The sequence below is a fragment of the Caulobacter sp. DWR2-3-1b2 genome (assembly GCF_049896345.1).
Lineage (GTDB): Bacteria > Pseudomonadota > Alphaproteobacteria > Caulobacterales > Caulobacteraceae > Caulobacter.
In genome coordinates this window covers 421,371-441,201 of the sequence record NZ_JAFCUC010000001.1, presented here as the reverse complement: position 1 = coordinate 441,201, position 19,831 = coordinate 421,371, and the positions used below count along the sequence as shown (strand labels likewise).

Here is a 19,831-nt window from a genome sequence, read left to right as displayed (position 1 = left end):
ATTTCATTATTTTTTGTGGCCTTGCCATTTTTTTTTTTCCTTGGGGGGTGTTGGTTTGTTTTGGCAAAAATTTTTTGGGGGGGGCCCCCCCCCCCCCCCCCCCCCCCCCCCGCCCGGCCAATTACGGGCGGCAACGATCGCGTTTTCAAGAAAACGTTGGAGAAAACCCGGTCACCGAGGGCTTCAAAGTGCGCGTTTTGCCTGACCGAAGGGCAAACAAAAGCCTATCTTGAGTTTGGTCTGACGGTGCCCTATGTCTGCCTCGTGAGCAGCCCCGGGCCGTCAAGATTGCGCAAGTTTCTAGCTCAACTGGGTCCCGGTCTCGTGACCGGCGCGGCTGACGACGATCCGAGCGGAATTGGCACTCACAGCCAGATCGGCGCGCAGTTCGGCTATGGTCTCGCCTGGACCTTTATCCTCAGCTTCCCGCTGTTGGCCGCGATCCAGGAGGTCGCTGCGAGGATCGGCCGCGTCACGGGCGGCGGCATCGCGCGCAATCTTCGCCGCCACTATCCGCGGCCGCTGCTGATTGGCGTGGTTCTGCTTTTGTTGGTCGCCAACATCGTCAACCTGGGCGCCGACCTCAGCGCGATGGGCGCGGCGCTAGCTCTACTGACGCACGGAAACAGTGGGTTTTACACGCTGCTTTTTGGCGTTTTTTGTGTCGTGGTCGAGGTGTTCCTGAACTATGCCCGCTACGCGGCAGTCCTGAAGTGGACCACACTATCCCTGTTCAGCTACGTGGCCGTGGTCGCGGTGGCGGGCGTGCCCTGGGGCAGGGCTTTGACCGCCTTGATCGTCCCCGAGATCCAGTGGAACGCGACCTATGCGACGGCGATGGTGGCCATCCTTGGCACCACGATCAGCCCATACCTGTTCTTCTGGCAGGCAGGTCAGGAGATCGAGGAGCAGCACCGCCATCACGCCAAACCGCTTTGCATAGCCCCCAAGGAAGCTGGACCGGAGCTGAGACGAATTCGGCTGGATACCCTTGTCGGCATGGGGTTCAGCACCCTCGTTTCGTTGGCCATCGTCTATGCCACGGCCGCCACTTTGCACGCCCATGGGATCACCGACATCACCACTTCAGCGCAGGCCGCCGAGGCGCTAAAGCCGATCGCCGGGCCTTTCGCGTTCGCCCTGTTCGCGGTCGGGATCATCGGAACGGGCTTGCTTGCAGTCCCGGTGCTGGCAGGGTCGGCCGCCTATGCCGTCACCGAGATGGCGGGCGTTGCCGGCAGCCTTGATGCCAAGCCGATGCGGGCTCGGCTGTTTTACGCCACAATTTCCGTAACGACCCTGCTCGGCGCCTCGCTGAACTACATCGGCATCGACCCCGCCAAAGCCCTGTACTGGGCGGCGGTCGTGAACGGCGTTCTCGCTGCACCGCTCATGGTCGTCATGATGCTGATCGTGCGCAATCCTCGCGCCATGGGCCGGCTGACACTGTCAACCAGGGGGACAGTGGTTGGCTGGACCGCTACCGCCCTCATGATCATCGCAACCGCGATCTTCTTCGTAACGGCGTTGTAGGCTAGTCATGCGCGGGGTCGTCCAGGAGATGCATTGTGAATCGGCGTGGGGTCACAACGACGATCTGCGTGCTAACGAATTGATTGTTTTCGGGCGGCAGGGGTCAATTCGCGACGCCGATTCACATACGTGACGCCAGAGATGTCTACGCCGGTTAGAGATGTCGCGGAGTCTGCCAGATAGAAATGTCGTGGCAGGGCGTTTGATGTCGGGCGGCGGGCGGGCGCGGAGCTCTCACACCGCGCAGAGCCCGGCCGGCGACCGTGGTGCGGGCAGGGGTGTTAGTCGTTTTTGATCTCACCGAGCGCGCCGCAGGCGGGCGAGGCTCTGACGGGTTTGCGCGCCGCGAGCAGACGTTCGAAACTTCTCAGAAGGGTGGTCAGCGGACCTGCGTTCGCTCAATGATTTGAGCGTCAATCTCGGCAACTCGCGCTTCCAACTGCGCTAAGTAGGGTGCGCCGTGTTGCGCCATCTTGTCGGGCGAATACACCCAAAGTTCATCATATGCCCGTAACGTACATTTCTGCCCGTTCTATGGCGTCACCCCTCCCAGGCACCGCAAAATCGCCGCCAGGATATCAACCCCAGACGAGGCCAACCCTCCAATAAATCCGCGGCGGTCCCAAAACTTCTGACGACGTACAGTCAGATCCGACCAGGTTCACGAAAAAATAGGATGCAAATATGTCGATTAATCAACTTGTTTATATAAGCCAAGCAACACGTAAGATGTCTCCGGAAGACCTCTCTGCGATACAGGAAACGGCGAAGAAAAACAATGCACCACTCGACGTAACGGGTAGTTTGTTTTACAACGGCGGTTGGTTTTTGCAAGTATTGGAAGGTCCATTATCAACGCTCGATAAGCTATATGAAAAAATAGAACTCGATTCTAGACACAAAAATTCGCGAGTATTGTACAACGAGCCGGCAAGCTTCCGTACCTTCCCGCGCTGGAACATGAATATGACCAACTTAAACGACAGACAAGCCGACAAATATGATGAACTTGTCGAAGTCATCGAGGCGGCTCAAACAAACCGTAATATCGGATCGGCATCCCCAGCAGTGGCATTACTCAAGATTTTTAGAGGCTGAGTCGAAGGGCCCGAGTCCATCGGGTTGAAGGTTGTCGCGTTCACCGCCGAGGCTCGCTCTATCCTAAGCGAGAACGATGACGCGTTAGACAGCCATCGTTCTCTACGAAGTCACCAAGCAGCGGCGTGAGTATCAAAGCCGGTACCGGTTGCGCGACCGGCGAGGCGAGCGCTCCGTGCCTTTGCCGACGGTACTTGAGCCGAAGGTATAATGCTCAACGTCCGACTAGGGTCGGGTGCAGAAATCGGGCCGTCGCCCGAAACCGGACGTTGAGGGTAGGGGCTCAGCCGACCCCGAACATATGGTTGGTCTGATCGCGGCGCTTGGGGCCTCTACTGGTGCGTGCCCCGGGTGGCCCGGCGTCTTGGCTCTGTCGGATGAGGGTGAGAAGGCCACCTAACCGCTTGTTCTCGATCACGGCCGCCTCGGTGACGCGACGAAGCTTGTCGAAGTCCGGTAGGGCATGCTGCGACCCTTGTGGCGGATCTCCAGGCGGCCATCGGGGAAGTCGACGACCTCGACGCGCCGGCCGATCGCTCCTTGCGCGAACTCGGACGGTTCGATCATGAGGAGGATGTTGTCGTACTGGAGCGTCAGCGCCTGTGAGAGGGTCCGCTCAGCGCGCCAGGTGAAGGCCTCGTCTAATCGGTCCCGCGGCGCCATGGGCCGGTGCAAGTCCTTGTCGTTGAACGGCGCCTTCGCGAAGCGGGTGTTGTAGTCGGCCATGAAGCTCGGCAGGAAGGCGTTGCCGTCGTCCATTGAGCTGACGCCGGCGAGCCGCAGCTTCTTCACCAGTCGGTCCTGCAGGGTCTTGTTGGCCCGTTCGACCCGGCCCTTGGCCTGGCTGGAGTTGGCGCAGATGATCTCGATGCTCAGGGCTTTGAGAGCGCGGCCGAACTGGGTCATGCCGTCACCATGGAGACCGCGGCCTTGTTCACGCGAAAGACCGCATGCTTGTCGGTGTAGAAGGCGATCGGCTTGCCGTGGGCCTCAAGGTAGCGCTGGGTCGCGTTGAAGTAGGCGAAGGTCGACTCCGACTGGACGAACTGCAGGTGCATCAGCCGACTGGTGGCGTCGTCGATGAAGACCAGCAGCGTGCAGCTGTCGGCGCGGTCCTCGAACCAGAAGTGATGGGACCCATCGACCTGGATGAGCTCACCGACGCATTCCCGCCGATAGCGCGGCTGGTAGATCCGACCGCGCCGCTTTTGCCGATCGGCCCAGAGCCCGGCCTCCAGCATCCACATCCGTAGCGTCTCACGCCCGATGTAGACGCCGTGGAGCTCACGGAGCTTCTCGGCCGCCAGCGTTGGACCAAAGCCCGAGTACCGCTCGCGGATCAGTTCCAGCGCCTGCGTCTTGACGTCCGGCGGCGTCCGCCGGTTGCTCGGCTGACCACGCTTCTTGGAGATCAGCGCCGTTGCGCCTTGCTGCTGATAAGCCTTAGCCAACCGCTGAACCTGTCGTCGCTCAAGGCCCAACAGCTGCGCCGCGGCGGGCGTCGTCAGCCGGCCGCTAGCGAGATCGCGGAGGATCTCCAGCCGCGTGAGCTCCTTGTCGCTCATGAAATGCAACGCCATCCTGGAGGCCTCCATCGCGGTTGCGGCGGAGGGTGACATGTCTAAATGGCACGGTGCGACATAACTAAATGGCGGCTACAAGCGATCCTCGTCTAATACATCTTATCGGAAATCAAGACACTATAATTCAATATTGTCAGAGACATACAGATTTGAGCTTTGGTTCGGTCTAGCGCTTTGAGTCATTGACGCGCGGCGCCAGCGCCATGCCGCTGGGCCAAACAGGCTTTGAATTATTGGATGCGGGTTTGAACGCCTCAAGCGGCCATTTGCCTAGATCCGCACTGCAAGCCGCGTGCATCGACTGCCGCTTCACCTGACCCCACAGGTCAGGTCGCGCCGCCGACGCCACGCTGTGCAGCGGCGTGGAAGAAGGACCCCCTTAGCGGGGTGATAGGCGCCTAAAAGGGACCCCTCATTCCGATGGCTTAGGCACGGCGGCTTGGTTCAACCGGGCGGCCGAGATCGGGATGTTGGTCGTGGAGACAGTGGTGCGGATTCGCCGTGAGTCTGCGGCGGGCAAGTCGATCAAGGCGATTTGTCGGGATCTGAGGCTCTGTCGCAAGGTTGTGCGCAAGGCGATCCTGGCGGAGGAAGGCGCGTTCAGCTATCGGCGCGTGACGCAGCCGTTTCCGAAGATCGGCCCGGTGCGCGAACGGCTTGAGCAGCTTCTGACCGAGAACGAGGCGCGGCCCCGGCGGGAGCGGTTCTTCAAGCCGCGCTTGCGGTTCGCCACCCTGGAAGAGCTGAACGGCTGGCTTGAAGCCGAGTGCCGCCGCTGGGCGCGCCTGCACCCCGACGGCTTCCACGAGGTCGAGCACGCGGTGACCGGAACCTGCCTGATCACCTTCGATCGCAACCGCTGCTCGGTGATGGCCAGGGCCGCCAAGCGCAAGGTGCAGGTGCGCGCCTATGCCGACAAGATCGTCGTCCGCTGCGCCGGCGAAGTGGTTGCTGAGCATGCCCGGTCCTTCGGCCGGGGCCGGACGATCTATGATCCCTGGCGCTACCTGCCGGTCCTGGCCCGCAAGCCGGGCGCTCTGCGCAACGGCGCGCCGTTCCAGGATTGGTCCCTGCCGCCAGCCCTGACGCGGCTCAGCAAGAAGCTGGGGCGTGGCGACGAGGCCGACCGCCGGTTCGTTCGCGTGCTGGCGGCGGTGCTGATCGATGGCCTGGATGTGGTCGATGACGCCGTCCGCGAGGCCCTGGACGCCGGCGCCGCCAGCGACGAGGTCATCCTCAACATCCTGGCCCGGCGGCGCGAGCCGCCAGCGCCCCAGCCGATCAACACCTGCGAGGCGCTGGTCCTGCGCCATCCGCCCATCGCCGACTGCGCCCGCTACGACCTGCTGCGAGGTCCCCGTGCAGCGGCATGAGATGATCCAAGCCTTCGCCCAACTGGGTCTCTGAAGGGCATGCCGGGGCCTTCGACGAGACCGTCACCACAGGCCTTCAGCGCAACCGCACGGCCATGGAGATCCTGGCCGACCTGCTCAAGGCCGAGACCAACCATCGCCAGGCCGCCTCCATCCGCTATCGCCTGACCGCCGCCAAGCTGCCGAAGCCCGGCGCGGCAAGGCCGGCGCCCTGGCGGCCCAGCTCTCGCGCCTCGATCTCATGGTCCTCGATGAGCTGGGCTACCTGCCGTTCGCCCAGTCCGGCGGCCAGCGCCTGTTCCATCTGGTCAGCAAGCTCTACGAGCGCACCTCGGTGATCATCACCACCAACCTGACCTTCGGAGCGTGGCCCGCCGTCTTCGGCGACGCAAAGATGACCACGGCGCTGCTCGACCGCCTGACCCACCACTGCGACATCGTCGAGACCGGCAACGACAGCTGGCGACTCAGAAACCGCCCCCTGACCGGCACGCCCCGCTTCATCCACAACTTGTTCAACCTCCCCCCAGACCCCCTCCCGGGCAGCTGATCAATCAGTGGCTCACCCCGCGGCGATGCTCTGCGCTGGCTGAGAGCTACGCGCATCGCCGCTCGGAAGCCGAATAGGGGGTCCCTATTGCGCGCCGTTTGACGCTCATGGCTACGAGTAGCCCCTCGGTTGATTGCGAAACAAAACGATCGGCATTCAATCGGTTGTCAAGTTGATTTCGAAACACTATTATGTCTTCGAAGAGGTGATTATGTCAGCGCGCGAAACGGCGGAACTCCTGCTGCTGGTGGGGCGGCTCGTCCAAGCGGAGGGCTATCAGGGCGAACTCAGTCCCGCCCAATGGATGGCGCTGCGCTTCTTCGCGCGCGCCAACTCGTTCTCCCGCACCCCGTCTGCCTTCGCGGAATTTCAAGCGACGACCCGTGGCACCGCATCACAAGCCATCAAGGCGCTTGAGGCTGGTGGGTACCTGGGCAGACAGAGATCCCAGGCGGATGGGCGAAGCGTCAGTCTAAGGCTGACGGACAAAGGCCACGAAGCGGTTGCGCGCGATCCGTTCGAAGTTCTGGTGCGCGCCGTGGAATCACTCGCCGCGGAAGAGCAAAGCGCGATGCGCGGCGCAATGCACCACGTGCTGACCACCGTAGCTGCGAGCGGGCCGCATCGGCACTTCGGTGTTTGCCAGGACTGCACGCACCTCGCTGGAGAAACGTGCTCCGACTCCACGGGAGCCTCCCTCTCGGCCCTCAAATGTCAACTGTTCGACGTTCCGATCGAGCTAGAGGAAGCCAGTCTACTCTGCATGCATTTTTCAACCAACGAGCCAGCCGCGCGGGGGCGGACACCGCGAATGAGTTCAGCACTGCGATCTGCTGAAAGGACGCCTAGTTGACCTACATCGTGATGGATGCCTGCATCAAATGTAAGCTCATGGACTGCGTAGAGGTGTGTCCGGTCGACTGCTTCTACGAGGGCGAGAACTTCCTGGCGATCAATCCGGACGAATGCATCGATTGCGGAGTCTGCGAACCGGAGTGCCCGGTGAACGCCATCAAGCCCGACACCGAAGACGATCCAGACGGCAAATGGCTAAAGGTCAATTCCGAATTCTCCCGCATCTGGCCCAACATCACCGTCAAGGGTGAGGCGCCCGCCGACGCCGACGACTTTGAGCGCGAGACCGGCAAGTTCGAGAAGTATTTCAGCGAAAAGCCCGGCAGGGGATCCTAGTGAACCACGAAGCGATATCAAAAAAGCTTAGCCATGCAGGCCACTGACCCACACCACGCGCGTGGCCCGTCGTCATTGCCGGCCGCCGGCGCAGAGAAGCTGCCTGGGATTCGGCACATCGTCGCCATAGGCAGCGGCAAGGGCGGCGTCGGCAAATCCACGGTGAGCGTCAATCTGGCGCTCGCGCTGCAGCAGCTCGGAGGGCGCATCGGGCTGGTAGATGCCGATATCCTTGGCCCCAGTATCCCCGGCATGCTCGACATCCCAACCGGTCAGCCGCCGGCGCAAACCCCGGAAGGCAGGATCATCCCGGCGGAGCGGCACGGTCTGAAGGTGATATCGATGGGGATGCTGACCGGAGACGACAATCCGGCCGTCTTGCGGGGCCCAATGGTGGGCAAATACCTGAAGATGTTCGTCGCCGGCGTGCAATGGGGACCCCTAGATTACTTGATTCTCGACCTCCCGCCCGGCACCGGCGACACGCAGCTGACGCTGGCGCAGAGCATGCCGCTGTCGGGCGCGGTGATTGTGACGACGCCACAGGACGTTAGCCTCAAGATCGCCCGCCGCGGCTTGCGGATGTTCGAGAAGGTGCAGGTGCCGATTCTTGGGATCGTCGAGAACATGCGCACTTTCACCTGCCCCCACTGCGGACAGAGCACGGATATCTTCCGTAACGGCGGCGGCGAGCGGATGAGCCAGGAGCTCGGCGTCCCGTTCCTCGGCGCCTTACCCCTCGATCCCGCCGTCGTCGCCTGCGGTGACGTGGGGCGCCCGATCGTGGTTGACCAGCCGAAGTCAGTCAGCGCCCAGGTTTACGCCGCCATCGCCGCAGCGCTTGCTGAGCAGCTCCACGCGGTGGCCACGGTGCTTCAGCCCTTTGTGTGGAGTTGGGACAGCAACGAGGGGGCGCCGGCCTGGATGGAAGGCTCGGTTCGGGCTGCTGGATCGAGGAATACCCCCATCGGTTTCCGGCGCCGCGATCCACGCACCTTGTCCGTGCTCTGGGAGGACGGCCATAGCGACGACTTCGACGTCCGCGATCTGCGACTGGCGTGTCACTGCGCCCTCTGCGTCGAGGAGATGAGCGGACGCAAGTTGCTCGATCCGAAAACGGTGCGGCCTGATGTGAGCCCGCGCAAGATCGTAAGCATAGGAAACTACGCGATCGGACTTGATTGGAACGACGGCCATAACAGCGGGATCCATACGTTTAAGAACCTGCGCGCCGCAGGCGCGCGCGCCGCAGAAAAGAACGTCGAGGATGTCTGACGCCCAGTCTATGGATCTGCAAATCGGCATCCGCGCGGAGACCTCGCTCGCCGACCCCGACACTTGTAAATTCACGGTGAGCCGCGATTTACATCCCGGTGGTCCGCTCTTCTTCGGCAATAAGGAACGGGCGGCCGGGTCGCCGCTCGCCGAGCGACTGTTCGCGCTTTCCGGTGTGGCCAACGTGCTCATCGCCGAGAGCGTAGTGACCATCGGCAAGGAGCCGAGCGCCTCGTGGTCGGGACTGAAATCGGCAATCGGGATGGCCGTCCGGACGCAGCTGCTCTCCGGCGTGCCGGCGATTTTGGAGATAGCTGCTCAGGCTAGCACGCAAGGAAGGGCCGACGCCGAGGTTCGCGTGGCCGTGCAGACGCTCCTGGATAAGGAAGTCAATCGTTCGATCGCCAACCACGGCGGGAAGATTTCAATCGTGGACGTCAGCGAGGGGAAGCTTTTCATTACGATGAGCGGCGGCTGCCAGGGATGCGCATCCTCTCAGGTGACCCTGAGGCAGGGATTCGAAGTTATGGTTAGAAGGGTTGCCCCGGAAATCACGGAAATTGTGGACGCGACGGACCACGCAGCGGGGAAGGAACCATTCTACAGACGCCCTGGCTAGATGTCAGGGAGACATCCGAAAATCGACTGTCCCGAAAATCCGGCCAGAATCCCAAGCAACCCGAAAGGAGCAACATTGTCCCTAAATGAACCTTTCCACCAGCAGATCTCCGACCTCGTGGCACAAAACCGAGTCGTTCTCTTCATGAAGGGAACTCGCCACATGCCACAATGCGGGTTCTCCGCCCAGGTCGTGAAAATCCTCGACGAGCTGCAGCCAAGCTACGAAACGGTCGATGTACTTCGCTCCCCCGAGATCCGGGATGGAGTCAAGGCGTTCTCCGAGTGGCCGACGATCCCGCAACTCTACATCGATGGGGTGTTCGTGGGAGGCTGCGACATCGTCCGCGAGATGCAGGCGTCCGGAGAGCTTCAAGAGCTCATCGGCGTTAAGGCCTAGTGGTGAGAATCTGACGGTTGGCGACCCGCCGAAAGTCTTTGGGGCCGAGGATTGGCGCCATTTTGACGGATTCAAACGCCGCTTTCGATCCGTTAGCAGCCCCGCATGCCGAGGACCACCATGAGCGAGGCGGTCGGAAGGGGTTTGCGGCAGTTGTCGCAGATCCGGGTGACGCAACGGGGAGCGCTAGAGCATTTTTCGAGCGAAGTGGTTCCGGTTCGCGTGAAGAAAAATGCTTCAAAACAAAATATCAGAGCTCACGGCCTGACGCAGTCAGGTCGGGAAATGCTCAAGCCAACATCGGACTCAAAGGCGGCATCGACGCGAGGGAGCTGCCCATCGACGCCTCAGTGCCGCGTTACTGATATAAAAAGGAGACCAGCATGTCGTCCCATCCAACTGACTTCCAAGGTTCCGTCATCGATGCGCTCCGCGAGGCCATCGAGCGCAAGATTCCCGATTCACGGGCCGGAGTGAACGGCGGCGGCGGCCACTTCAATATCGAGGTGACGTCGCCCGTGTTCGCCGGCAAGAATATGCTGGAGAGCCAGCGGATAGTGTACAGCGCCATCGCCGATTTGATGAAGGGGGACAGGGCTCCGGTGCATGCCGTCGACAGTTTGAAGACCCGGGCGCCATGAACAGCATGACTGCGTCAAACCTGACCCTCTCCCAGACCGCAGCCCAACGGCTTCACGCCCTCAGCCAGAGCGAGGGCTATCGCGTCATGCTTCGGGTGGCGGTGGAAGGCGGGGGCTGTTCCGGCTTCCAGTACCAGTTCGACTTGGTCAGCGAGCTGCATGCCGATGACCTGGTGGTCGAACGTGACGGGGCCGCAGCCCTGGTCGATGCGATGAGTTTAATCCTGCTGAGGGGCTCGGTGATCGACTATGTGGACGAGCTGTCCGGCGCCGAGTTCCAGGTCCGCAACCCCAACGCCAAGTCCAGCTGCGGCTGCGGCGTCAGCTTCTCCATCTAGAACATTTTTCGAGCGAAGTGGTTTCGGTTCGCGCGAAGAAAAATGCGTCAAAACAAAAGATTAGAGCTCACGGCTTGACGCAGTCAGGTCGGGAAATGCTCTAGCAGACTGAGGGAAAGGTCCGGACTGACGGCCTGTCCAGATTCTCCGGGCCGGCTCTTATAGACAACCTGGGTTCGACGCTTAGTCGCGCCCGCAGCCACAGGATTGGCGTCGGCATGAGCAGTTTCAGTGTGAGCAACGAACCCTTCACCCTGTTGCGCGATTGCAACGCCGTCATGGTGCCGCTTGGCGACGCAGCATGCCTGCCCATCGGCCAGATCGGCTACATCACTCAGGCGCTAGGGGGCAGTTTTACCGTGTATGTGGACGGCAACCTATTCCGCATTGCCGGAAGCGATGCCGACGCGCTGGGCAAGGAGCCGCCGGCGGCTATCGAGGTGGCCGCCGATGCCACCAATGCGGATGTGGAAAAGCTGGCGTGGGATCAGCTTCGCACCGTGTTTGATCCGGAAATTCCGGTCAACGTGGTTGATCTGGGGCTGGTCTACGACCTGCGCCTGGAGCAGACGGCTTCAGGCGAGCGCAAGGTTTATGTGAAGCTCACGTTGACCGCCCCCGGCTGCGGCATGGGCGACATCCTGGTGGATGATGCCCGCACCAAGCTCAAGATGATTCCCACGGTTGCGGAGGCTGATGTGGATCTGGTGTTCGATCCGCAGTGGAGCCATTCAATGATGTCCGACGCCGCCAAGCTGGAAACTGGCATGCTCTGAGTCCCGCCATGTTGGCGGACGGCGATGTAGGGCAAATATTCACGACTCAACGACCTTACCAGGCTCGATAGTGACGCTTTCCCCGCAACCGCAGGCGTCGGTCTGGTTGGGGTTTCGGAAGGTGAACTTGGCTGAGAGCTTGGTCTTTTCGTAGTCAATCTCGCTGCCGATCAAGAACAGGACCGCCTTGGGATCGACCAGAATGGTGACGCCCTTGTCTTCCACCACCTCGTCCAGGGGCGCGGCGGCCTCGGCATATTCGATGGTGTATTCGGAGCCGGCGCAGCCGCCGTTCTTCACCCCAACCCGTAGTCCCCTATAAGGGACATCAGCGCGGCCCATGATCTCGCGCACGCGCTCAGCCGCAGTGTCGGTCAGGGAGACGAGCTTGGGGCGGAGTCGGCGCGGCGGCGCGCCGGCCGCAGTCAGATTGAGATCGCTCATGGTCAGAATCCATTCAGTCGGAGCTTAGCCTCGTCGGACATCCGCGAGGAATCCCATGTCGGGTCGAACACGAGATCGACCTTCACCCGGCCGATGCCGGGCAGTTCCTTCACCACATCCTTCACCCAGTCCGGAATTTCACCGGCCACCGCCGGCAGCTTCCGAGCTGAGGCGTCGCTGTCGAAATAAACCAGCGGCTCGCCGTTCACCTGGCGAGCCAGGATCGGGAACCGCTCGCGGATGGCTTCGACGTCGAAGTCCATGGTCAGGCTCTCAACCTCTGGGCGGCCCAGGCGCGAGCGACCTCGCGGGCGGGCTGGTAGGCGATCCGCTCGATCACCTGACCGACGAACGCCTCGATCAACAGGGCGCGGGCCTCGGTTTCGGGGAGACCCCGCTGGCGCATGTAGAACAGCGCCTCTTCGTCCAGGGCGCCGATCGTATTGCCATGGGCGCACTGCACGTCGTCGGCGAAGATCAGCAGCTCCGGTTTTGCATCGACCTCGGCGCGATCCGACAGGATCAGTGCGTTGTGCCTCATGCGAGCGTCGGTGCGGTCAGCACCCTCCTCCACCACGATGCGCCCCTGGAAGACGCCGCGGGACTGGTCGCGCACGACGCCCTTGGTGAGCTGGTCCGTGGTTCCATCAACCCCTCCGTGCTCCACCATCGTGGTCAAGTCGGCATGATGCTGACCGGAGAGCAGATAAACGCCATCGAGGCGCACACCGGCTCCGGCGCCCGGGTGGGCGACGTGGGTCTCGATCCGCTGTCGTTTGGCGCCGTCAGTCAGCAGGGTCTGGGCGAAGCGGGTCTCAGGGCCGAGCGCAACCTGGGTCGAGCTGACCGAGATCGCGCCTTCGCCGTCGGCGGCCACCACGATGCGCTCCAGGGCCGCGCCTTTGGCGAGCGAGATATCGAGGGCCGTGTCGGCGACATAGTCGCCCGCTAAGCCCTCATAGCTCTCCAGCAAGGTCAGGTCGGCGCCTTTGCCCAGTTGAATGGCGAGCTGGACGGAATGGGCGCTGTCGGCGCTTTGGGCGACGAACCGCAGGCGCACGACACGCTTCTCGCCGGGCTTCAGAATCAGGGCCGAGGCGTCGCCGCGTAGGCGGCCGTTGACGATGGCGACCTCGATCTCGCCCAGATCACCAAACGGGCCAGCGGTCAGCGCCGCCTCGCTTGGCGGCGAGGGCGGCGGCAGGACGCGCAGCAGGCCGCGCAGGTCGGTCCACTTCCAGTCTTCGTCGCGCTTGCTGGGAAGCAGGCCGGCGTCGCCGGATTTCAGGGCGGTGGCGAGACTCAAGCGGCCCTCGCGTATTTGTCGTAGCCTTCGCGCTCGAGCTCGAGCGCCAGGTCGGGCCCGCCGGTGGCGGCGATGCGGCCGCCGGCCAGGACGTGGACCTTGTCGGGTTTGAGGTAGTCGAGCAGCCGCTGGTAGTGGGTGATCACCAACATGGCGCGATCGGGATCGCGCATGGCGTTGACGCCTTCGGAGACGATCTTCAGGGCGTCGATGTCGAGTCCGGAATCGGTCTCGTCAAGGATCAGGAGGCGCGGGGCCAGCATGGCCATCTGGAAGATTTCCATCCGCTTCTTCTCACCGCCTGAGAACCCGACATTGAGGGCGCGCCTGAGCATCTCGAAGTCGATCTTCAGTTCGCCGGCCTTCTCGCGCGCCAGCTTCAGGAAGGCCGGGGCGCTGATCTCGGTCTCGCCGCGCGCCTTGCGCTGGGCGTTCATGGCCGTGCGGATGAAGGTCAGCGCCGGAACGCCGGGGATTTCCAGCGGGTACTGGAAGGACAGAAAGACGCCTTTGGCGGCGCGTTCGTTGGGATCGAGCACCAGCAAATCCTCGCCGTCCAGGGCGGCGGTCCCGCCGGTGACCTCGTAGCCCGAGCGGCCGGTGAGCACGTAGGAGAGCGTCGACTTGCCGGCGCCATTGGGGCCCATGATGGCGTGGACCTCGCCCGCGGGCACATCAAGCGTCAGGCCTTTGAGGACTTCCTTGCCGCCGACTTCGGCGCGCAGATTGGAGACGGAAAGCATCTTGGGGGTCACTCCACGAGAAACTGCGCCAGGACCTCAAGGGCCTCTTGCGCGCTTGCAACGGGCTGCTGCTTGGTGGGGGAAGCGGTGGGCCTGGTGGCCGAGCCACCCAGCGCGGGCCAGGTCGGTGCCTTGGTGGAACCGCTCGGCCTCCTCCCGCGCGTGGCGTTCGGCTTCAAGACTTGCCCTGAGGATATAGGGGCGATCCGTTCCGGAATGGCGAGGGTCATCCGACCGAACCTTCGAGCGAGATCGCGACGAGCTTCTGGGCTTCGACCGCGAACTCCATGGGCAGCTCCTGCAGCACCTCGCGGACGAAGCCGTTGACCAGCAGCTGGACCGCCTCCTCCTGGGAAAGACCGCGTTGTGTGGCGTAGAATAGCTGGTCGTCCGACAGCCGGGTGGTGGTGGCCTCATGCTCAAGGATGCAGTGGCCATTGCGCGCCTCGATGTAGGGCACGGTGTGGGCCGCGCAGGTCTTGCCAATCAGCAGCGAGTCGCACTGGGTGAAGTTGCGCGAGCCCCTGGCCTTGGGGTGGACCGAGACCAAGCCGCGATAGGTGTTGGACGAACGCCCCGCCGAGATCCCCTTGGAGATGATCCGCGAGCGGGTGTTAGCGCCCAAGTGGAGCATCTTGGTGCCGGTGTCGGCCTGCTGGCGGCCGTTGGTGATGGCGATCGAATAGAACTCGCCCGAGCTCCCTTCGCCGCGCAGGATGCAGGACGGGTATTTCCAGGTGATGGCCGAACCGGTCTCGACCTGGGTCCAGGAGACCTTCGAGCGGTCTCCGCGGCAGTCGGCGCGCTTGGTGACGAAGTTGTAGATGCCGCCCTTGCCCGTGACCGGATCGCCCGGATACCAGTTCTGGACAGTGGAATACTTGATCTCGGCGTCTTCCAGCACGATCAGCTCGACCACGGCGGCATGGAGCTGGTTCTCGTCGCGCATGGGGGCCGTGCAGCCCTCCAGGTACGAGACGTAGGCGCCCTGGTCGGCGATGATCAGGGTGCGCTCGAACTGGCCGCTGTTCTCCGCATTGATCCGAAAATAGGTGGAGAGCTCCATCGGGCAGCGGACGCCGGGCGGCACATAGACGAAGCTGCCGTCGGAGAAAACCGCAGCGTTCAGGCAGGCGTAATAGTTATCCGAAACGGGCACGACGGAGCCCAGGTATCGCTTCACCAGTTCGGGATGTTCGCGGATCGCCTCGTTCATGGAGCAGAAGATCACGCCCACCTGGGCGAGCTCCTTCTTGAAGGTTGTGACCACCGAGACACTGTCGAACACCGCATCCACTGCGTACCTCGGCGCGCCTTCGACGCCGGCCAGGACCGCCTGTTCCCTCAAGGGGATGCCCAGCTTTTCGTAGACGGCGAGAATTTCCGGATCGACCTCGTCGAGGCTCTTGGGGCCCTTCTTCTCTGACGGGGCGGCGTAGTAGTAGCTGTCCTGGTAATCGATGCGCGGGAAGTGGACCTTGGCCCAGGCCGGCTCGTCCATGGCCAGCCAGCGCTCGAATGCGTCCAGCCGCCACTGCAGCATCCATTCCGGCTCGTTCTTCTTGGCCGAGATGAAGCGAACGATGTCGGCGTTCAGACCCTTGGGCGCGAAGTCCTGGGCGATGTCGGTGGAAAAGCCGTGCTGGTATTTCTCCAGGCTCTCGACATGTTCGATGGTCTGTAAGGCAGCGGACATATGCGTGCTCCAAGGCCGCAAGCGCGCAGCGACGCGCGGAGTGGCGGGATGAATTTGGCGTCCAGGCTTCGACGAAGGCGGCCCGGTCGGTGTCGGTGATCGACCTCGCCGTCATGGCCTTCCGCCTGCACGATCCGCGATGTTTGCAGCCGGATGACCGCCGTTTCGCGTGCTGACATGTTCACCTTTTCCCGCAAATTGATAGCCCTTCGAAACCATATTGACAAGCGACCTGGGGATTAATAGTTGTGTTTCGAAATCAGTGTCGAGGCGCGAATGAACATCGGTCCAGCTGTCTACGATGCCGTCGAGCTCATGGTTCGGCTGGCTGCCGCCGATCGCCAGGTGACAGCAGGCGAGCTCGCCGCCCAACTGGCCCGTTCGCTGTCATATACGGAGGCGCTGTTGGCTCGACTACGGAACTGCACCCTTGTGAAAACCGTCAGGGGTCAAGGTTACCGCTTAGCGCGACCGGCTGCGTTGATCTCAGCTGCAGATGTTTTCGAAGCCGTGTACCGGGGAAGAGCGACCCCGGCTGCGCGACGATATCTTCCGTATCTCCGACCCAGGGACGCGGTAATCGGGGTAGATCTGCTTAAATATTCGCTCATGACCTATACTATGACTTTCCTAAGCGGTGTCAGGCTCGCCGACCTGTTGCCTGATTCAGCGATCACAGATGCTGGAACAGGACCAAACTCATTCGCCGAGCCGCCCTATCGCTCATCGAATCCCCTGCACGGTGTAGGCGCCTGAATGCTGGCCTTGAGGCTGCAGCGCGGCCGGACTAGCGATCAAGAAAATCCGAGGCCACCGTCACAAGGCTGATCTGGTTCGCCGCCACCCCCCCTCTTTGGAAAGGAGAGAGCCATGACCGACAACGCGTCGGAAACGAACAAAAACGTGGAAGCACTACGGCGGGCGCTTTCCCGGTGGGACAATGAGGGTGGTGCGGCCGCGCAGGACCCACAGCTGAGCCCATCAACGAGTACCGCCGAAACTGGTGGACTCAAGCTGACCATCCCGAGCTTCAAACACGCTTGATCGCATTCTATTCAGGTTGGACGTCGGTGGAGCGAGCAGATCGATATGGCACGTGAGGTCTATCCGAAGTTCACGAACGACCACGGTGTGCCGGAGATTCGCATCGGGGTTAAGGCGTTCAAATGCATCGGCGCATCACCACCCCAGGACCACCCGCATATCTATCTTGCAATGGGCGGACAGGACACCAGCATTCTCTGCCCTTATTGCGCGACCCTATTTCGGTTCGATCGCGACCTCGATCCATACGGGGCCGATCCGCCAGACAGCGTTTTCGCCTTGGGTGACGAGGCAGAAGGAGCATAACGCTGGTCGCCGAGAAAGTATGGTTGCCGATCCTGGTGACGATGCCGGCGCGGGCGGCGCGGCGGCCTATCATCGCGTAGGCGTCGGACCAGGGCAGTGGCGTGGTGGTCAGCACCGCCTCCCCCGCTCAATGGTGCGCAACAGCGGCCACTTCGGATTGCCGCGCAAGGCGCAGCCGTCGAGGCGTCCAAGTAGAGAACGGCGCGACGTTTGTTAGCTGAGCAACTCTGAGGGCGAACGGAACCCGAACCCGCCAACTTCAGGCCGCGCCGCGCATTCGGCGACCGATGGTCAGCTGCCGGCGCCCCGTTGGCGGCGTCGCGGCGTGGTCCCACAGGAAGTCGCCCGAGAACGCGATGTGCTCCCAGCCGACCGGCGAGGTGTGGGCGAGGAGATCGTCGGGGGCAGGCTGGCCAGCAGCCCGCAGGTGGTCGACGGCGTCGGCCATGTAGGTCGAGTTCCACCAGACGATGGCGGCGATCACCAAGTTCAGGCCCGAGGCGCGGTACTGCTGCGCGTCGCGGGCTGGACAAGGCCGACGCCCTGAGGGAACGGGAAGTGACCGCAGACTGGCCAGCCTTCGATCCAGCCACAGGAGCAGACCTTTGCGCGGCGCTTGGCCACCGGCCACAGTCTGGCCGACCTCGACCTCGTACCCTTCCAAGGAGCCGCGATAATCTTCGAAGGTCGGTTTGGAGTGCTCCAGCACGTCGTCGACGCTTAGGCACGCACGCGGATGTCCAACCTAAGGACCTTGACTAGTTTAGGGCTCAATTATATAGTTGAGGTCTCAACTGTGAGGTCTTCATGACAACTCGTCGTAGTGTGCTCGCTTGCCTCATCGCAATGCCAGTCGTGTCCGCCGGATGTGGGTCAGGTTCAACAATAGACCCCGCTGCGGCATGGCGCACGCCGGGCGCCGGCGAGACTGATCCGCGACGCTATGCGCTGGCGCATGCGATCCTGGCCCCCAACCCCCACAACCGGCAGCCCTGGCTCATCGATCTGGCCGGAAATGATGAGGTTCTATTCTACCCTGACACCGCCCGCCTGTTGCCGGCTACGGATCCGCCAAACCGACAGATCACCCTAGGCTGCGGCGCGTTTTTGGAGCTATTTGACCTCGCGGTGCGGCAAGTGGGGCGACGGGCGGACATCACGCTTTGGCCCGAGGGCGAACCCCATCCGCGCCTGGACAACCGCCCTATTGCCCGTATTCGCTTAGTTTCCGATCGCAACATCCCGCGCGATGCCCTTTTCGAACAGATCACAAATCGACATACGAACCGCGCCCCCTACGACCTGAAGGCGCCGCCGACCGCCGCGGAACTCGCAGCCATCTTGGCTGCAGCGGACGGTGGCGGGATCACGGCCGGAACGATCAGTGACGAGGCGACCCGCGTGCAAATCATGCAACTGGCTTGGCAAGGATGGACGATCGAGAGCCACACGCCTGCGACCCATATGGAATCCGTTCGCCTGATCCGTATCGGGGCGGCGGAGATCGCCGCACATCGCGACGGCATTTCGCTGAGTGGCCCCATGTTGGAAATACTCAAGGCTGGCGGCGTGCTTACGCCCGCAACCCTCGCCGACCCAGACTCATTCGCGGCGAAGTCCAGCAACGACATGGCCCGCAAAGCGCTAGACGCGACACCCGCGTTTTTCTGGCTGAAAGGCGCGAATAATAGCCGGGCGACCCAAATCGCCGCCGGCCGAGCCTATGCCCGAGCCCACCTCACAGCTACAAGGCTTGGCCTCAACTTTCAGCCTTGGAGCATGACCCTGCAAGAATATCAGGAGATGGCAGGGCCCTACGCGGCCACACAAGTGTTGTTAGGTGCGGGCCCTGAAGCTCCACTTCAGATGCTGGTCAGGGTGGGCCGAGCCAAGGCCACGCCTCCGGCGCCGCGACGCGGCTTAGCGGCGCACATTCGAACATGACAGATGCCGTTGAGGATCCGTTGGCCTTCCAGGTTTTCAACGAGATCGCAACTATTGAACACTTGTCGAGCACGGCGTTCGAGCGGGTGCTGCCGAGGGGGCTCTCCCTGGCGGGCTTCACGGTCCTCAACCACCTCATCCGCCTGCGCCACGAAAGGCGGGCGCCAGCTTTGATCGCGAGCGCGCTGCAAGTCACCCGGGGCGCCATCACCGGGACTGTTAAAAGGCTGGAAGCGCAGGGCCTGGTTCACTCGAATCCAGACCCGAAGGATGGCCGAGCAAAGGAGATCAGCGTCACGCCTGCCGGCCGCACGGCTCGCGATGCGGCGATCGCCGCTCTGCAGCCCATCCTGGCCCAGTTGCAGACCGAGATCGACGAAACGCTACTGGCGAAGCTGCTGCCAGGTCTGCAGCACCTGCGGCGTGTCCTTGACGCCGCAAGGGATTAGGTCAGGAGTCCAAAAGGCGGCGAAATCACCCGCGCGGCCCGCGCCTCATTCACGTGCCAGAGCTGCCCGAAGGCGATGAGGGACTGGTCTGCACGCATTGGGTGAGTGCGCGGACAGGCTGCAAGCGGTCCTTCCCAACGTCAGTCAGAACCGCGAACAGCCGCAGGCGCACCTCAGTGTGGCGGACAATACCGCGCCTGCAGAAATAGATGTCCTTCTGGGAGGAGACCGGCCGCCGCCGCGACTTGAAGCCGGACTCTGGGTTCCTGCTGGGTGAAAAGGCGCCAGGTGTTGCCGACGTGGTGCCGGCTGTCCTCTGGTCGACCGTGACCGACCGCTTTTCCAAGATCGAGGCGATCCTTGAGGACACAGCGCCCATGACAGCGGCGCTGACACGGCGGGTCGCCGATCCGCCGCCGCTCGTCAAGCTGGCCGCCGAGGCCCGGCAAGACTATGGCGACACCTATTGCGGCGGCCAGATCGAGGCCTCCCTGCGCAAGGTCCTGGACGCTTAAGCCTTCAA

23 protein-coding genes and 3 pseudogenes are annotated in these 19,831 nt (G+C 62.6%); 18 read left to right on the top strand and 8 right to left on the bottom strand.

Going from position 1 to position 19,831, the window contains the following annotated elements; genetic code table 11:
- Nucleotides 1-324 precede the first annotated feature (324 nt).
- Together ACP694_RS02105 and ACP694_RS02100 are read left to right on the top strand one after the other, a co-directional pair.
- The gene (locus ACP694_RS02105) at nt 325-1,533 is read left to right on the top strand and encodes an NRAMP family divalent metal transporter (protein ID WP_426010026.1); all 1,209 of its coding nucleotides are present in this window, start codon (nt 325-327) and stop codon (nt 1,531-1,533) included.
- A 684-nt stretch (nt 1,534-2,217) separates the two neighbouring features.
- Nucleotides 2,218-2,631: a BLUF domain-containing protein gene (locus ACP694_RS02100; RefSeq protein WP_426010024.1), complete on the top strand. Its 414-nt coding sequence runs from the start codon at nt 2,218-2,220 to the stop codon at nt 2,629-2,631.
- A 283-nt stretch (nt 2,632-2,914) separates the two neighbouring features.
- On the opposite strand, the pseudogene ACP694_RS02095 reads toward ACP694_RS02100, so the two are convergent.
- Nucleotides 2,915-4,211: pseudogene (locus tag ACP694_RS02095) on the bottom strand (ISNCY family transposase).
- A 470-nt stretch (nt 4,212-4,681) separates the two neighbouring features.
- Here ACP694_RS02095 and ACP694_RS02090 point away from each other — a divergent pair.
- The 10 genes and pseudogenes from ACP694_RS02090 (at nt 4,682) to sufT (ending at nt 11,376) form a co-directional block, all read left to right on the top strand.
- Entirely contained in the window at nt 4,682-5,587 is a 906-nt protein-coding gene (locus tag ACP694_RS02090; RefSeq protein ID WP_426010022.1) for a Mu transposase domain-containing protein, read from the top strand.
- Between the two features lie 172 nt (nt 5,588-5,759).
- Nucleotides 5,760-6,065: pseudogene (locus ACP694_RS02085) on the top strand (ATP-binding protein); the annotation flags it as partial.
- Nucleotides 6,066-6,270: 205 nt separating this feature from the next.
- Entirely contained in the window at nt 6,271-6,990 is a 720-nt protein-coding gene (locus ACP694_RS02080; RefSeq protein ID WP_426010021.1) for a MarR family winged helix-turn-helix transcriptional regulator, read from the top strand.
- Complete coding sequence (gene fdxA, locus ACP694_RS02075) at nt 6,987-7,328, top strand: ferredoxin FdxA (protein WP_426010020.1); 342 nt, start codon at nt 6,987-6,989, stop codon at nt 7,326-7,328. The genes ACP694_RS02080 and fdxA overlap by 4 nt, the downstream gene beginning before the upstream one ends.
- 33 nt (nt 7,329-7,361) lie before the next feature.
- Complete coding sequence (locus ACP694_RS02070) at nt 7,362-8,603, top strand: P-loop NTPase (protein ID WP_426010018.1); 1,242 nt, start codon at nt 7,362-7,364, stop codon at nt 8,601-8,603.
- Nucleotides 8,596-9,222, top strand: a complete 627-nt coding sequence (locus ACP694_RS02065; protein WP_426010016.1) for a NifU family protein — start codon at nt 8,596-8,598, stop codon at nt 9,220-9,222. Before ACP694_RS02070 ends, ACP694_RS02065 begins: the two co-directional genes overlap by 8 nt.
- Before the next feature lie 75 nt (nt 9,223-9,297).
- A complete protein-coding gene (gene grxD, locus ACP694_RS02060; protein WP_426010014.1) occupies nt 9,298-9,621 on the top strand; it encodes a Grx4 family monothiol glutaredoxin in 324 nt (107 codons plus the stop codon).
- 383 nt (nt 9,622-10,004) lie between these two features.
- Entirely contained in the window at nt 10,005-10,262 is a 258-nt protein-coding gene (locus ACP694_RS02055) for a BolA/IbaG family iron-sulfur metabolism protein (protein ID WP_426010012.1), read from the top strand.
- Between the two features lie 5 nt (nt 10,263-10,267).
- Entirely contained in the window at nt 10,268-10,600 is a 333-nt protein-coding gene (gene erpA, locus ACP694_RS02050; RefSeq protein ID WP_426011271.1) for an iron-sulfur cluster insertion protein ErpA, read from the top strand.
- Nucleotides 10,601-10,818: 218 nt separating this feature from the next.
- Nucleotides 10,819-11,376 carry a putative Fe-S cluster assembly protein SufT gene (gene sufT / locus ACP694_RS02045; protein WP_426010010.1) on the top strand — a complete coding sequence of 186 codons (558 nt, stop codon included), beginning with the start codon at nt 10,819-10,821 and terminating at the stop codon, nt 11,374-11,376.
- Nucleotides 11,377-11,415: 39 nt separating this feature from the next.
- On the opposite strand, the gene ACP694_RS02040 is transcribed toward sufT, so the two are convergent.
- From ACP694_RS02040 to ACP694_RS02015, 6 genes are all read right to left on the bottom strand, one after another.
- The gene (locus ACP694_RS02040; protein WP_426000546.1) at nt 11,416-11,820 is read right to left on the bottom strand and encodes a HesB/IscA family protein; all 405 of its coding nucleotides are present in this window, start codon (nt 11,818-11,820) and stop codon (nt 11,416-11,418) included.
- A gap of 2 nt (nt 11,821-11,822) precedes the next feature.
- Nucleotides 11,823-12,083, bottom strand: coding sequence for a hypothetical protein (locus ACP694_RS02035; RefSeq protein ID WP_426010008.1), 261 nt, complete (start codon nt 12,081-12,083; stop codon nt 11,823-11,825).
- Nucleotides 12,084-12,085: 2 nt separating this feature from the next.
- On the bottom strand, nt 12,086-13,126 hold the full coding sequence (gene sufD / locus ACP694_RS02030; protein ID WP_426010007.1) for a Fe-S cluster assembly protein SufD: 1,041 nt from the start codon (nt 13,124-13,126) through the stop codon (nt 12,086-12,088).
- Nucleotides 13,123-13,869 carry a Fe-S cluster assembly ATPase SufC gene (sufC, locus tag ACP694_RS02025; RefSeq protein WP_426010005.1) on the bottom strand — a complete coding sequence of 249 codons (747 nt, stop codon included), beginning with the start codon at nt 13,867-13,869 and terminating at the stop codon, nt 13,123-13,125. Before sufC ends, sufD begins: the two co-directional genes overlap by 4 nt.
- 226 nt (nt 13,870-14,095) lie before the next feature.
- Complete coding sequence (gene sufB, locus ACP694_RS02020; protein WP_426010003.1) at nt 14,096-15,565, bottom strand: Fe-S cluster assembly protein SufB; 1,470 nt, start codon at nt 15,563-15,565, stop codon at nt 14,096-14,098.
- A gap of 111 nt (nt 15,566-15,676) precedes the next feature.
- A complete protein-coding gene (locus ACP694_RS02015; RefSeq protein WP_426011306.1) occupies nt 15,677-15,937 on the bottom strand; it encodes a hypothetical protein in 261 nt (86 codons plus the stop codon).
- Here ACP694_RS02015 and ACP694_RS02010 point away from each other — a divergent pair.
- From ACP694_RS02010 to ACP694_RS02000, 3 genes are all read left to right on the top strand, one after another.
- Nucleotides 15,842-16,321 (top strand): Rrf2 family transcriptional regulator, encoded by a 480-nt coding sequence (locus ACP694_RS02010; protein ID WP_426011270.1) that lies wholly within the window; start codon nt 15,842-15,844, stop codon nt 16,319-16,321. The two genes, ACP694_RS02015 and ACP694_RS02010, sit on opposite strands and share 96 nt — an antisense overlap.
- Nucleotides 16,322-16,435: 114 nt before the next feature.
- Nucleotides 16,436-16,609: a hypothetical protein gene (locus tag ACP694_RS02005; RefSeq protein ID WP_426010002.1), complete on the top strand. Its 174-nt coding sequence runs from the start codon at nt 16,436-16,438 to the stop codon at nt 16,607-16,609.
- 45 nt (nt 16,610-16,654) lie between these two features.
- Entirely contained in the window at nt 16,655-16,915 is a 261-nt protein-coding gene (locus ACP694_RS02000) for a zinc-finger domain-containing protein (RefSeq protein WP_426010000.1), read from the top strand.
- A gap of 259 nt (nt 16,916-17,174) precedes the next feature.
- Here the strand turns inward: ACP694_RS02000 and ACP694_RS01995 are convergent.
- Nucleotides 17,175-17,435, bottom strand: a pseudogene (locus tag ACP694_RS01995) (Tn3 family transposase); the annotation flags it as partial.
- A gap of 287 nt (nt 17,436-17,722) precedes the next feature.
- Here ACP694_RS01995 and ACP694_RS01990 point away from each other — a divergent pair.
- From ACP694_RS01990 to ACP694_RS01980, 3 genes are all read left to right on the top strand, one after another.
- Complete coding sequence (locus ACP694_RS01990) at nt 17,723-18,859, top strand: Acg family FMN-binding oxidoreductase (RefSeq protein ID WP_426009998.1); 1,137 nt, start codon at nt 17,723-17,725, stop codon at nt 18,857-18,859.
- A complete protein-coding gene (locus ACP694_RS01985; RefSeq protein ID WP_426009996.1) occupies nt 18,856-19,308 on the top strand; it encodes a MarR family winged helix-turn-helix transcriptional regulator in 453 nt (150 codons plus the stop codon). The genes ACP694_RS01990 and ACP694_RS01985 overlap by 4 nt, the downstream gene beginning before the upstream one ends.
- A gap of 209 nt (nt 19,309-19,517) precedes the next feature.
- Nucleotides 19,518-19,823: a hypothetical protein gene (locus tag ACP694_RS01980; RefSeq protein ID WP_426009995.1), complete on the top strand. Its 306-nt coding sequence runs from the start codon at nt 19,518-19,520 to the stop codon at nt 19,821-19,823.
- Nucleotides 19,824-19,831 lie beyond the last annotated feature (8 nt).

Bases quoted from the DNA above. Each gene is read 5' to 3' on its own strand.
- ACP694_RS02100 (WP_426010024.1), top strand. From the start codon at position 2,218: ATGTCGATTAATCAACTTGTTTATATAAGCCAAGCAACACGTAAGATG.
- ACP694_RS02090 (WP_426010022.1), top strand. From the start codon at position 4,682: ATGTTGGTCGTGGAGACAGTGGTGCGGATTCGCCGTGAGTCTGCGGCG.
- ACP694_RS02070 (WP_426010018.1), top strand. From the start codon at position 7,362: ATGCAGGCCACTGACCCACACCACGCGCGTGGCCCGTCGTCATTGCCG.
- ACP694_RS02065 (WP_426010016.1), top strand. From the start codon at position 8,596: ATGTCTGACGCCCAGTCTATGGATCTGCAAATCGGCATCCGCGCGGAG.
- ACP694_RS02055 (WP_426010012.1), top strand. From the start codon at position 10,005: ATGTCGTCCCATCCAACTGACTTCCAAGGTTCCGTCATCGATGCGCTC.
- erpA (WP_426011271.1), top strand. From the start codon at position 10,268: ATGACTGCGTCAAACCTGACCCTCTCCCAGACCGCAGCCCAACGGCTT.
- sufT (WP_426010010.1), top strand. From the start codon at position 10,819: ATGAGCAGTTTCAGTGTGAGCAACGAACCCTTCACCCTGTTGCGCGAT.
- ACP694_RS02040 (WP_426000546.1), bottom strand. From the start codon at position 11,820: ATGAGCGATCTCAATCTGACTGCGGCCGGCGCGCCGCCGCGCCGACTC.
- ACP694_RS02035 (WP_426010008.1), bottom strand. From the start codon at position 12,083: ATGGACTTCGACGTCGAAGCCATCCGCGAGCGGTTCCCGATCCTGGCT.
- sufC (WP_426010005.1), bottom strand. From the start codon at position 13,869: ATGCTTTCCGTCTCCAATCTGCGCGCCGAAGTCGGCGGCAAGGAAGTC.
- sufB (WP_426010003.1), bottom strand. From the start codon at position 15,565: ATGTCCGCTGCCTTACAGACCATCGAACATGTCGAGAGCCTGGAGAAA.
- ACP694_RS02010 (WP_426011270.1), top strand. From the start codon at position 15,842: ATGAACATCGGTCCAGCTGTCTACGATGCCGTCGAGCTCATGGTTCGG.
- ACP694_RS02005 (WP_426010002.1), top strand. From the start codon at position 16,436: ATGACCGACAACGCGTCGGAAACGAACAAAAACGTGGAAGCACTACGG.
- ACP694_RS02000 (WP_426010000.1), top strand. From the start codon at position 16,655: ATGGCACGTGAGGTCTATCCGAAGTTCACGAACGACCACGGTGTGCCG.
- ACP694_RS01990 (WP_426009998.1), top strand. From the start codon at position 17,723: ATGACAACTCGTCGTAGTGTGCTCGCTTGCCTCATCGCAATGCCAGTC.
- ACP694_RS01985 (WP_426009996.1), top strand. From the start codon at position 18,856: ATGACAGATGCCGTTGAGGATCCGTTGGCCTTCCAGGTTTTCAACGAG.
- ACP694_RS01980 (WP_426009995.1), top strand. From the start codon at position 19,518: ATGTCCTTCTGGGAGGAGACCGGCCGCCGCCGCGACTTGAAGCCGGAC.